Consider the following 13,473-nt stretch of genomic DNA (forward strand, 5'->3'; position numbering starts at 1 on the left):
TACAATGTCAAGTAAATATTGTGCATTTACCGTGCAAATAATGTGCAAAAACGTGTTACATATCGAATGTAGATGTGCAAATGTAAACTATATCAGACTGTGTACTGAATCGCGCCATTCTACCTCCACGCCGATGCGAATAAGCTCCTTCGGACGATGCGGGTGGTCAATACGCCATACGATCTGTTCTCCGGCGCGCATGCCGAGCTCTTCCTTCGGTACATGCACGGTCGTGATGGCGGGATGAACAAGCACCGATTCGGCGATGTTGTCGAATCCGGTAATGGAGATATCCTCAGGTACGCGCATGCCGCTTGCCTTCACAATTTGCATGAAGTCGACAGCAATATTGTCATTCACACATACGAAGGCCGTTGGCTTATCCTCCATCCGGGAATAGGCTGCAGACAGTTCCTCTTCATTAAAATAATGACGCTTCATGGAGTTGATGATGCACCAAGATTCATTGACACTGAGCCTTGCTTCAGACAGCGCACGATTGAAGCCTTCCCACCGTTCGCGGTAGCTGAGGCAGGAGCCGATATCGCCTACAAAGCCGATCTTCTTATGTCCACGTGCAATTAGTTGTTGCGTTAGGGCATATACGCTATGGGCATTGTCTACGAGCATAATATCGCTGCCTAGCATGCCGAAGTTGAAGTCCGCATACGTATCGATGAACATCGAGGCAATGCCTGAACGTTCGATTAGCTCATAGTACTCCCTCAAGAAGGGGCCGATCATAATAACGCCAGCAGGCCGCTGCTGCACGAATAGAGAAGGCAGCTTCTGTTCGCGCTCTTCTTCCATGTCAACAATCGTCATCGCCAGGGAGTAGCCAGCTTCCTTCAAGGTTGTATTCAGCCCTTTGATGAAGCTAGACCAATAGTGGTTGCCCATATAGTCAGAATGAGTAAGCAGGGACACGATACGATTGGCCGAGATGATTCCTTCCGCAGCTTCGAGTTGATGGAATTTGGTATAGCCGAGCTCGACGGCCTTCTTCATGATGCGGCGTTTCGTGTCATCGCGCATGTCAGGATCGTTGTTCAACGCCTTCGATATGGTATTGCGGGACAAGTTCAGCGCGTCGGCAATATGTTGTTGAGTTACTTTGGATTGTGACATCTATAAATCGCTCCGATTACGAATGGATTGTGTCTAAATTAACGTTGTTACAAGTATATAGGAGGTTTACATTTATGACAAATGTAAAGTTGCAGCTGTGAGGATGGTTGGATAGCGGCATAGACTGCAACCAAACCGACAGAATATGAGTATATATTCATATATAATTGGGTCGTTGGAACGAATTTTGAAATGGGGAGTTGGCATTACATGCGATCGTTTTTACAATGAGACAGAGAAGTGTGATTTCAGAAAATAACTCTCTGTTTTCAAGGTTTTTTGAAAAAAGATTTGTGTAATCATTCCTTTACCTGTGACCGATAACAAATTATATAAATATTTACATAAAGGAGTTACAGGGAAATGCATATTTCGGTGAAAAGCGAACAACAGGTGCAGCTGTATCGATCCATTTGGACAACCGTCTGGAAGGAGATGGGCTTTGAACTGGAATCCGCTGCACATCCGTTGGAACAGGTCATCGTATTTAACGAGGAAGGGGTTGCTGTAGGAACATTCGAACTGAAACTGTACAGTGAGAGTGCGTGTATGTTGAACGAGGTCGCGCCATTCGCGGAGCAGCCGGAGGTGATGAACGCCCCGGAGCAAGTGGCTGAAGTGGACAAGGTAGCTTTGCTGAAGGAACATCGCGGTCATAATATCGATCGGCTGCTATCTTCAATCGTTCATTACTCGCGCAAGCATGGGATCTTGCAATGCGCTTGTCTGCTGGAACCGGTATTCGCGCGTGCGCTGCGCGTATCATTCCATGTACCAATGCGCAAGGTTGGGAAGAAGATGTTCTATAAGGGAGACGATGTCATTCCTACTCTTATTCATGTCGGTGCAATCTGGCAGAATCCAGCCAAGTTCGACTGGTTAATCCCAGAACAGGAACAAGTGGAAGTTCACTCAATTCCTATCACCTGTTAGCCGATATAATAAGGTGTTGAAGTTAACGGAAATGCAGAAATGTTAAGGAATGGTTAACGAACTGACTAGACAAGCTGTTAACGACGATCACTCGATACATAGAAAGTTGGTAGATGACGTGAATGAACTAACGATTCTTGACAGGCGCAACCGCCTGTTTGTCAAGATCATATGGACAATGCTTGCGATTGGAATCATCGGGGATTTGGCTGCAGGTATTGTCGGGACCATGCTGTATGTGCTGATTGGTTTTGGCGCGGTAGCTTGTGGATTAGCAACGTTCTTAACCTATAAGCGCATTGGCGTAAAGTATGTGATGTACTTAATTCCGGTGTTTCTGTGTTCGCTTGTCCTGCTGCTGATGAAGTCGGATCCGAATCCGATCTTCAGCACGTATTTGTTATTCTATGTCGTAATCAGCTTGATGACTTTATATCAGAATTATCGTCCTATCGTCTTTACCGGCGTTGTCAGTATGATAATGACGGTGTACGTATTCTATGATCCATTCCTCAATGAGAAGCTGTTCACGCGAGAGCCGCTCCTCTATTTGCTTATGTATCTGCTCTTCGTGACGATTGCACTTAGTGCTTCTGCGGTGTTCAGTCAGAACTTGCAGCGGCAAGTGGCGGAACGGGGAACGGAAGCGCTGAAATCGAAGGAGCAGGCGATAGCATTGCTTGGACAAATTCAATCTTCGGTTACGATGCTTAATGAATTCAGTCATGAGCAGAAGCTGCGTGCAGAATCGACAGGAACGATCTCGCGTGAAGTTACAGAGACATTCGCGCAAATATCTACAGGCTTCGAACAGCAGACGATTAGCCTGCAGCATATCGGAAGCTCTGTGGAATCCGTGGAGCGCTCCGTTAGTCACGTTGCGAACGGGACGAATCAATTGGAGCAGGTTGCATCAACTACACTGCAATTGGCCGAACAGGGCAGTGGTCAGATTGACACCCTTGTCGGTGAGATTGACCGTGTGAAACGTACAGTGGAACAGACTGTGCAAGTGATGGACGCACTGAATGCGCAGACGGAGCAGGTCGGCGATATTGTCAGTACCATTAGTGATATTTCCGCACAGACGAACTTGCTGTCCTTGAATGCGGCGATTGAAGCTGCGCGAGCAGGCGAGCATGGCAAGGGCTTCGCAGTGGTGTCGGGAGAGGTTCGCAAGCTGGCTGACCATGCGAAGAAAGCGACTGAGGATATTGCAACTATATTGGAAACGATACGAACTCAGATCAGTGCCGCAGCTGAGCAGGTACAGCGTGGACAATCTGCCGTCGTATCCAGTGTAGAGGCTACTGGGCAAGTGGAGCGGATTATGCGTACGATTACAGATAACACCGACCAGGTGAACCGTCAGTCGGAAGCGATGCATGAAGCCGTTCGCGACCTTCAGACACAGTACTCCAATATGGCACACGGTGTTGTGACGATTACGAACAGCACGGAGGAGCATATGGCTTCTGTAGAAGAAGTATTGGCGAATATGGAGCAGCAGCATATGGATATTCAGGTGCTTGTTGATGGATACAGCCGATTAGACAAGCATGTCAGTGATTTGAAGCGTCTGTCCGAAGAAGAATAAATAGATAAAAAAAAGGGTCTATCAGAGAGTACAATCTGATAGGCCCTTTCTGTATGATTAAGGGAAAGCAGGTAGGTATAATCTTCCGCCCAGATTGATGGAGGTCAGGTATGGAGAGGGGAATGCAAGTATGTGGATGAAGCATCGGGGAGAGGCGAGCAGGATTAGAGTCATGCTGCTCAAAATGTATGCGCTTACAACTAGTGGGTTCGCTGTTGTGCTGCGACCGATTCTTGGGTACAAGAAAGGCGGGATGATGGCAGGAGCTGTATGCTTATTGCTGCTGATTGGATGCAGTGGGCAGGTAGGGCAGTCGAAGGTGGCGGAACAGCGTTCCTTGCTGCCTAAGGTTACGGTTGTATTGAATAGTCTTGGCATAGGGTTCCCAGAACCGTTGACGGAGAATGACAATCCGTATGTAACCGACATCGAGGTGAAGACGGGTCTTCAAGTAGAAGTGATCATCCCCCCATCACATCGGTATGAGGATCGCGTCGGTGTCATGATGATGTCGAACCATATACCAGACCTGATCAGCATTACGGATGCGAATTGGGTCTCCTTCTACGCACGGAAGCAGATGCTGACACCGCTCGACCACTTGCTTGCCCGATACGCGCCAAAGCTGAAGGAACGGATTCCTCCTGAAGTGTGGGAGCAGGTGTCCTTTAACGGCCAAATATATGCGATTCCGAGCCTGCATGAGGGAAGGGGGCAGGAGATGATGTATATTCGCAAGGATTGGCTGGAACAGCTCGGACTTGAACCACCAACTACTCTTGCGGAGATGGTAAATGTGATGCGTGCCTTTACTTCGCTCCGTTCGGACGAAAATGGGTTGCACGATATTTATGGTACCAGCTTCATTGAAGAGTTGGGCCGCACCTCGCCGTGGTTCGGTGCATATGGTGTGCAGCTCAATCAATGGATGGAACGGGATGGCCAGCTCGTATATTCCAATGTGCAGCCAGAGATGAAGGAGGCCCTTGCCTTCATGCGCATGATGGTTCAGGAGGGGCTCGTAGATCCATTGTTCCCGATTCAAACACAGCGTGGACTGGAGAGGCAGGTTGTGGATGGGAAGCTGGGTCTGTTCACGGGAACATGGTACGATACCCGTGGTGTGCTGGAGAGGAGCAAGGCGCGGGATCCGCGTGCAGAATGGATCCCCCTACCTTTCCCGAAGGGGCCTGGAGGAAGTGGAACCTTTGCGCTGCCTCAAGTACGAAGCTATCAAGTAATCCCTGCTACCAGCTCTCACGCGGTGGAGGTGCTGAAGCTGCTTAACTATATCGGCGAGGAGGGGAGGGATACCCTCAAGCTTGGATTCGAGGGAGACGTGTGGGCTTGGAAGGAGGGGAAGAGGGTGACCAATATGGAGCGCCATAATCAGGATCATTATCGCGGACTTTATGCTAATTTGGCAGATATGCCTGATGAGGATTACACTCGATCTCGGCTGGATTCGTTAGGAATTCAATACCAGTTGTACGATAATCTTCGATTTACATCCATGCATGCACGTCCGAGCGCTTTCCGTTCTCTGCCGACACCAGCGATGACAAGATATGCACCGTTATTGTTGAAGAAGAATGATATGCTCATCGACATTATTCTTGGCAATCGACCACTTGAGGACTTCGACAGATACGTGTCGGAATGGATGAATGAAGGCGGGCGTGATATGACGAAGGAGGCCAATGACTGGTATCACTTCAGTCGCAACCAGATTGGAAGTGAGCCGCCATTCATTCAGTCTGAACGCAGTTCGAAGCACGGAGGATGAGTGCTAATATGCTGAAAATGATACGTGACCAAATTCGCCAACGGATTCAGTGGCGATTAACCATCTATTTTGTACTTATTCTGATCCCTCTGTTATTGACCGGCTGGTTCTCCAACAAGCGCTCTCAGGAGCTGCTTCTGTCAGAGACGACCGCTCGTACCGAAAGTGCAATGCATGCCCTCATGGACAATATTGAGCTCGTGCTTCAGAACGTGGAAGAGCTGTCCGCGGTGCTATCAACCGATACGGAGATGAACGATGCGCTTGCACATGCGAAGCGGAAGCTGGAGCCGAAGAATGTCATGGCATTCGCCGATCTGAAGCATAAGCTGGCCAACTTTCTATCGATTCATCCAATGTTCTCGCAAATTGCTGTATATCACGATCATTCCAACTCCGTGATTTCTACGCTCCATGGCGTGCTTCCGGTTGATCGTGCGGATGAACGCATTTGGCTTCGACAGCTGCTTAATGGACTGGGGACAGGCATTGTATTCATTCAGCCGGACGAACGAATAGGGGCGGGGAAGCCGTTCGGCCAAGCGTTTGGAGCGGATAGTCTGGCAGTCGTTCGAGCGATGGATATTTACAACCCGAATCGAGAACGTCATGCGCTTATTATTAGCCTGAACATGGGGCGCTTGCAGCAATATATCCGTTCTGTTACACCATCGCCACAGGCAGAGCTGCATCTATATACGGCAGATGGGAAATGGGTCACAGGCACGGCTAAGCAGCCTGAATCGTATCAGGATTACTTGACACGTGCAGAAGCGAATGATCAGGTGTTAATTCAAGCAGCCTCGCCTTATTACGGCTGGACACTGACACTGGCTCAGCCGAAGAGGGAGCTGTTCGCCCAGTCCTACCAGCTGGAGTATTACGCGGTGTTTATGATTGCGCTGAGCATTGTCATTGCTCTCGTTATGGCTTATAGCATCTACACGAGCATTGCTGCTCCTATGCGGAAGTTAGCTCGGGGCATGAGGGCGATGACGAGCGGCAACTTGGATGTGAGGCTGACTTCGACGCGGCAGGACGAATTCGGTATCGTGACCCACCTATTTAACCACATGGCATCGCAGCAGCAGCACCTCATTCACGATCACTATGAACAGAGCTTGCGGCTTGCCAATACAGAGCTGAAGCTGCTCCAATCCCAGATCCATCCCCATTTCTTATATAACACCCTAGATTCGATCTATTGGATGGCACAGCATGCTGAAGCTGAGGATATTTCCGAGATGGTACTTCACTTATCCCGATTCTTCAGGCTAAGTCTAAGTAAGGGCAAGGATGTAATTACCGTGAAGGACTGTCTGGAGCATTTGCACGCTTACATACGAATCCAGCAAATCCGGTTCTTAGACCTATTCCATATGGAGTACGATATTGAATCGTGCGCAGAGGAACTTCCGCTCGTGAAGCTGCTGGTGCAGCCCATTGTCGAGAATGCCATCATACATGGCTTGGAGAAGTCCTCCCAGCAAGCAGAGATGTTGCTGCGCATTGTAGTCCGAGTAGAGGAGGACACAGAAGGGAGAAGACTTATAATTAGGGTTATCGATTCTGGAACGGGTATGACGGAGGACATGCGCGCTCAATTGCAAGCTGAATTGTCTGCTGTATTGCGGCAGCCGACAGAGCATGGTGTGGTGGCGAGCAGCCACACAGGTGCTGGTTATGGACTTCGAAATGTCGCGGCACGAATCCGCTTGAATTATGGTCAGAACGCGAACATTCATATTGATAGTGTATGGGGTGGGGGGACAACGGTAACGCTCGTGCTTCCCTTGTCCGAGCCATACGTGGGGAGACAAATTGAAGATCGGTCGAAGACAGCAGGTTAATGCTTAATAATTAATGCTTAATAATTAATGCTTAATAATTAATGCTTAATGCTTAATGCTAGGCAGCCTTCAGCTGCCCCGCCAGTTGATGAAGTAAAGAATGCCTTCATTTCGAATCGTCACCGAGGAGGAGATTAGATGAACCTATTGATTGTGGAGGATGAGCTGCGGCTCCGTCAAAGCTTAACTGAGCTTATGCCTTGGGAGAGGGCAGGGATTACGGAAGTAACGGCAGCCGCTACCCTAGAAGAAGGGAAGCGGTGGCTGCAGTTGAAGCGTCCGGACATTCTGCTTGTAGACATTCAGCTGCCGGACGGAGATGGCTTATCCCTCGTGAGGCAAGCGTCGGAGTGGAATGTTGAGGTGAAGGTGGTGGTGCTCAGCGGTCATGATCACTTCCCTTATGCTCAAGAGGCGCTATCCATGGGGGTGAAGCAGTATCTATTGAAGCCGGCGGGACAGGATGCCATCCTGCAAGCAGTTGCAGCAGCAGTCTCGGAGCGTCGCCAAGACATTCAGCGGCGGCATGATGCCGATATGCTGCGTCAGCAATGGCACAACTACTTGCCGATACTGCGTCAGCGCATCTTGCGCCAAGGGCTGGATGGCAGCTTGTCGACGGTCTCGCTGCTAAGGAGAATGGCAGAACTCGGTATCGACTTGCAGGAAGACGAGCGCTACGCCGTGATGGTAATCGATCCTGATCCTTACCCGCAGGAGCGGGTGCAGGCATTTGGAGGCGATCAGGGTCTAATGCACTTCGCGGTCGGCCAAGTCGTGGAGGAAACGATGACAGGGATGGAATACGGCTCTATGCTAATATGCCGCGAAGCAGACGGTCCGCTCGCCATCCTATTTCGCTATCCGCCAGCTGCGTTCTCTAGGGGCATGGCTGAGGAGAATGGAAGGGTAGAGGCATCTCAAGCAGCAGAAAGTCATTGTGAGAGATCGGATGGAGAACTGATGATTGGCATTCATGCACTGGCAGGCAAGATGCTGGAGTATATTAAGACTTCATTGAAGCTTACGGCGAGTGCGGGCATCTGCTCGGCGTGCGGGCGGCTGGCTGACGTGCCGCGGTTGTATAAGGAAGCGGACTTCGCGCTCCGTCAGCGGCTCGTTCACGGTGGCGATATTGTCATTCCGTACCGCAATCACGGACTGAGAGCGGCTGAAGATGCTTCGGCCGTAACGATACATACGGAGCAGTGGGAACGGGAACTGGACATTGCCTGGAACACTGCCGAAGAGCAGCAGGCAGCGGAACTGGCCGAAGCTTGGATTCGCGCAGTATGTGCGATTCCAGAGGCAGAGGCATTTAAGGAGCAGATGATGTTCCTGCAATCGTGGATTATTATGTGGCTGCGCAGGCAGGGGTGGTCGATGGCGGAGGTAATGGGAGAGGATGCAAGATGGTTCCGTCACACCGCCGAACTGCGAACGAAGCAGGAGTGGAGTGAGTGGATGCGAAGTGTCATGCGGCGCATTGGCGCGGAAGCAGGCATGGTGCGTCGTCGCGGCGGCAATCGCTTGGTATCGGAAGTGAAGGAGTTAATCGAGAATGAACTTCATACAGAGCTAACCCTGCAGGAGGTGGCGGATCGGCTGTTTATTAATGCCTCGTACTTGAGCAGGCTGTTCAAGCAGGAGATGGATCAGCCCTTCTCGTCTTATCTCCTTATGCGCCGCATGGAGCGAGCCAAGGAGGCACTCTTTCAAGGGGAGCGGGTATATGAGGCAGCACAGGCGGCGGGATTCCGCGATGTCAGCTACTTCACGAAGGTATTCCGCAAATATTGGGGGGTTACGCCGAGTGACTGGAAGCGGGGTTAACGGGCTGCATAGGCTCAGTTGAACCTGACCTCACGATGGAAATCATTTTACCAGAAGAAGTCATGGCTCTCCCGTGTTCGATTGCAGCCAGATGCCGTAGGCTAGTAGCAGATGCAGCAAACAATGAATGCCAAGTGCTCATGCCACGGAAAGGATGGGAGCTATGGATAAGCTGGAATTGGACAATGCTCCACGTTTGTCTTCACGATCATACGGGCGAAAGTTGTGGAGCGACATTCGGAAGGACTGGGACTTATACATTGCACTTTTGCCAGGGATCGCCTTTCTTCTCCTGTTCAAGTATACGCCGATGTATGGGGTCGTAATTGCGTTTCAAGATTTCAACATTTTTAGCGGAATAGAGGACAGTCCTTGGGTAGGGTTCTCGCACTTCGAACGACTATTTCAATCACCGAAGTTCGTTCAAGTGTTTTGGAATACGATTATCATTTCGGTTCTGAAAATTGTACTTCTCTTCCCACTGCCAATTCTGCTGGCTATTCTGTTGAATGAGCTTACGAAAATGTGGTTCAAGCGTCCGGTACAAACGATCATTTACATGCCTCATTTTCTGTCATGGGTTATCGTTAGCGGACTCTTTATGGATCTGCTCTCCATCAATGGGGGGCTTGTGAATCGAATCATTGAGTGGTTCGGCGGAGAGCCGATCAAATTCTTCCTCGACAACAGTGTCTTTCGCTGGCTGCTCGTCGGCACGGCGGGCTGGAAGGAAGCAGGCTGGGGAACCATCGTATACTTGGCCGCCTTAAGCTCTATCGATCCACAGCTGTATGAAGCAGCCAAGATCGATGGGGCAAATAAGTTCAGACAAATTCTGCATATTACACTACCAGGGCTTGTTCCCGTCATTCTCCTTATGTTCATCCTGCGGCTCGGGAATATGCTGGAGGCTGGGACGGAGCAAATTCTCGTCATGTACAATCCCGTCGTCTACAATGTGTCGGATGTTATCGGCACGTATGTATATCGTACGGGTCTAGGCGAGCAGAATTACAGTTTCTCAGCTGCTGTGGGGCTGTTCGAATCCATCGTAGGCTTCGTGCTCATTATTGGTGGAAACGCTCTCAGCCGGCGCTATTTGAATCGGGGGATCTGGTAATGAGAGAAGTTCAGCATACAGCTCTCTTGATGTTGCAAGTCGCCGCTTATTTGGAACCTGAACGTAAGAAGGAAGGAGGTCTGGCATAACATGAGACACCAATTGACTGCTTCGCGGAGAACAAGAACGGCCATTCGAATGTCGGTAGGGGAGCGCATCTTCCATGTGTTGAACTATCTGTTTTTTGCCCTTGTGTCGTGGACGACATTGTTCCCATTTCTCAATTTGATTGCGAAGTCGCTCAGCAGTGAGGAAGCGGTTATGTCAGGGAGCGTGTCCTTGTTCCCGGTTGATATTCAGTTCGGAACGTACTTATATGTGCTGCGCGACTCTCAATTCATGAATGCTTTCCTCGTATCGGTCACAATTACCGTGGCGGGAACGGCTCTCGGTCTGTTCATGACCGCATTAGCCGCATATCCCTTATCCAAGCCGCGTCTGCGCGGACGCAAAATATTCATCTTGATGTATGTGTTCACCATGCTGTTCAGCGGTGGTCTTATTCCTACGTATTTGCTCATGCACCGATTGAATCTGATCGATACACTGTGGGTGCTCTTTCTGCCGAGCATGGTTAGCGTGTTTAATATGCTGATTATTAAAAACTACTTCGAGTCTCTGCCCGATGAGCTGGAGGAATCGGCCAAGATGGACGGAGCATCGAATCTGACAATCTTGTTCCGCATTACGGTTCCATTGTCGCTGCCGGTGTTCGCTACCATTGCACTCTTCTTTGCGGTAGGCTTCTGGAATGATTACTTTGCCTCGATGATCTATATCAATACGGCAGAGTTGAAGCCGCTGCAATTGTACTTGAAGGAACTGCTTGCGCATTCCAATATCACATATCAGGATGGCGGGCATGTAACGAATATTGATGCGGTCATGAACACGACGCCTCAGGCTATACAGGCCGCTTCGATTCTTGTTGCAACCTTGCCCATATTGCTGGTATATCCGTTCCTGCAAAAATACTTCGTGAAAGGGGTGCTGATTGGTTCCGTAAAAGGGTAATGCGGTGAAGATATTTCGGGGGACATCCAAAAGAGCGGAGGTATGTTCATGCAACGTAAACAGGTATGGATATCATTGATTTCGATTGTGATGGTCTTGTCACTTCTCGGTTGCAACAGCGCCGGTTCAGGGCAGGGTGCGTCAGGAGGAGAAGGCGGCAAGCAGCTCCGTCAGCTGATGCAGTTCGATCGCTTCGAGCCGAATAGCGATCCGGTAGCCGTGTACTTGAAGGAGAAGACGGGATATTCCGTGAAGTATGAGATGCTTCCTGCGGAAAATGCCGACGAGAAGCTGAACCTGCTCATGGCGAACAAGGAGTCTTATGATATTATGAAGCTCGCTTCGGCCCAATACTATCAGCTTGTATCGTCTGGTGCGCTGGAGCCGCTGGATGATCTGATTGAGAAGTATGGAACGAATATGAAACAGGTTATCGGCCCAGATTCTTGGAATGGCGCCCGTTATGACGGCAAAATTTACGCTATACCAGAAACGGGCGGAGGCGGAACCTCATCGAATGCGCTCGTCGTCCGCCAAGATTGGCTCGATGAGTTGGGCTTGAAGATGCCGACGAATCTGGATGAGCTGGTGACGGTGCTGAAGACATTCAAGGAGAAGAAGAATGTAATTCCGCTGACGGGAGGCAAGATCCCTGTACATCCGGATATCGCCAGTGTGTTCGGCTTAACGACAGCTTGGTTGGAGCGGGACGGAAAGATCATTCACGCGGTTGAAGCTCCAGAGATGAAGGAATACTTGAAGTTCATGAATACGCTGTACAAAGAGGGACTAATCGACTCCGAGTGGGGCATTAATACGGCGGATAAATCGATTGAGAAGATGGCAAGCGGCAAGGCTGCCATGTATAGTCCAGGGTGGTGGATTGCTCCGAACTTGGAAAATGCACTTGCGAAGAATTTCCCAGATGCGAAGCTTGCGATTGTGCCGGTATTGAAGGACAAATCGGGGAAAGCGCGTGTAGGCACGCCGGGCAATACGATTAATTATTACATTGCAATTCCGAAGTTCGCGAAGAACAAGGAAGAAGCGGTGAAGTGGCTCGACATGAAGTTCGATAAGGATATTTTCAAGGGGATCGCTATCGGTGAAGAAGGTGTACATCACAAGTTTGAAAATGGAGCCTACTCGCCGATTCTGCCGAAGTTCGCAGATGAGCGTACAAATGCAAGCTCATTCTTGACGGGTGTGGACGAGAAGAACTATCCGATCTACTGGCAGGCGAGATTAAAGAAAAACCCAATCGTTGAAAACTACTTCAACACATTCCAGAAAAATGCGGAGGGCCTGTTAATCGCTGATCCACTCGGTTCAGCGCCTCCAATGCCGGATATCTCGAAGAACGTGCAGCGGTTGAACAAGTATCAAGAGGACACGTTCATTAACTATATTAGCGGAACGGAACCGCTCGACAATTATGACCAGTTCCTCGCGGAATGGCATGCACAGGGTGGGGCGGATATGGTGAAGGCAGCGAATGATTGGTATGCGAAGCGTTAAGCATGAAAACTGAGACCTGTGTACACAAGCAAAGGGGATGGCCCGAGATTCAAGGGCCATCCCCTTTTATGGATGATGGGGAAGCTTATTACTGCGTCCTCACGATGTGAACGAGAAATCGATGAGGAAGGAAGTTCATCGACCGAAGAAGTTATTTCATTCATTGAAGGAAAATGGATTAATACATGAATCAAAGAAATACAAAGAAAACGGGAGATCGTAAATGTTGCGATTCGCCCGTTTTTTTTGATGTTCCACGGAAGTGAAATCGCCGCTCAAGGCTGAATTTGGCCGAATATGGCGGCCTAGGGGCTGGACTGTTGAACAAAATCCTAGCTTTGGTACATATAAGAACAAATACCGCCACTAAAAAAGATAGAAACTCTTCCATTTTTTTGTTGGGCAGTGTTACACTTTATTTACTATACTTTGAATTTCTTAAGTGAATCCGAGGTGAAATACAGCTATGAAAAATAGAAATGTTACAGGTATTGTATTGGCCATAATTTATTGTATTGTCCTTTTTGTGATTTTAACTGATGCACCCCCTGGTGAAGCTCCAAATAATCCGCTATGGGTATACTCAATGATTCCACTTGGAGCTGTTGTAATTACCTTCCTCTTTGATTATGTCATCAAGTTCGATTTGTTCGATTTCTTCAAAAAAAGAAAGAATGAAAAAGAATGAATGGAG

Annotated in this window: 10 protein-coding genes; 9 read left to right on the forward strand and 1 reads right to left on the reverse strand. The window is 49.3% G+C overall.

The annotated features are described in order from the left end of the window. Positions 1-87: 87 nt before the first annotated feature. Positions 88-1,128: a LacI family DNA-binding transcriptional regulator gene (locus BLS15_RS12765; RefSeq protein WP_090511843.1), complete on the reverse strand. Its 1,041-nt coding sequence runs from the start codon at positions 1,126-1,128 to the stop codon at positions 88-90. A 363-nt stretch (positions 1,129-1,491) separates the two neighbouring features. Here BLS15_RS12765 and BLS15_RS12770 point away from each other — a divergent pair, with 363 nt between their 5' ends. The 9 genes from BLS15_RS12770 (at position 1,492) to BLS15_RS12810 (ending at position 13,467) form a co-directional block, all read left to right on the forward strand. Beyond that, positions 1,492-2,061 (forward strand): hypothetical protein, encoded by a 570-nt coding sequence (locus tag BLS15_RS12770; RefSeq protein WP_021256309.1) that lies wholly within the window; start codon positions 1,492-1,494, stop codon positions 2,059-2,061. A gap of 49 nt (positions 2,062-2,110) precedes the next feature. After that, the gene (locus BLS15_RS12775; protein WP_231515195.1) at positions 2,111-3,658 is read left to right on the forward strand and encodes a methyl-accepting chemotaxis protein; all 1,548 of its coding nucleotides are present in this window, start codon (positions 2,111-2,113) and stop codon (positions 3,656-3,658) included. A 130-nt stretch (positions 3,659-3,788) separates the two neighbouring features. Beyond that, entirely contained in the window at positions 3,789-5,444 is a 1,656-nt protein-coding gene (locus BLS15_RS12780) for an extracellular solute-binding protein (protein ID WP_254777336.1), read from the forward strand. A gap of 8 nt (positions 5,445-5,452) precedes the next feature. Beyond that, positions 5,453-7,294, forward strand: a complete 1,842-nt coding sequence (locus tag BLS15_RS12785; RefSeq protein WP_090511847.1) for a cache domain-containing sensor histidine kinase — start codon at positions 5,453-5,455, stop codon at positions 7,292-7,294. A gap of 138 nt (positions 7,295-7,432) precedes the next feature. Further along, a complete protein-coding gene (locus BLS15_RS12790) occupies positions 7,433-9,127 on the forward strand; it encodes a response regulator transcription factor (RefSeq protein ID WP_021256305.1) in 1,695 nt (564 codons plus the stop codon). Positions 9,128-9,290: 163 nt separating this feature from the next. Next, on the forward strand, positions 9,291-10,247 hold the full coding sequence (locus tag BLS15_RS12795; protein WP_021256304.1) for an ABC transporter permease: 957 nt from the start codon (positions 9,291-9,293) through the stop codon (positions 10,245-10,247). A gap of 90 nt (positions 10,248-10,337) precedes the next feature. Then, positions 10,338-11,261 (forward strand): carbohydrate ABC transporter permease, encoded by a 924-nt coding sequence (locus BLS15_RS12800; RefSeq protein ID WP_021256303.1) that lies wholly within the window; start codon positions 10,338-10,340, stop codon positions 11,259-11,261. Positions 11,262-11,309: 48 nt separating this feature from the next. After that, a complete protein-coding gene (locus BLS15_RS12805) occupies positions 11,310-12,779 on the forward strand; it encodes an extracellular solute-binding protein (protein WP_028533522.1) in 1,470 nt (489 codons plus the stop codon). A gap of 466 nt (positions 12,780-13,245) precedes the next feature. After that, positions 13,246-13,467: a hypothetical protein gene (locus BLS15_RS12810; RefSeq protein WP_028533523.1), complete on the forward strand. Its 222-nt coding sequence runs from the start codon at positions 13,246-13,248 to the stop codon at positions 13,465-13,467. Positions 13,468-13,473: the final 6 nt, after the last annotated feature.

This window comes from Paenibacillus sp. cl6col (assembly GCF_900102125.1).
Classification (GTDB): Bacteria; Bacillota; Bacilli; order Paenibacillales; family Paenibacillaceae; genus Paenibacillus_B; species Paenibacillus_B suaedae.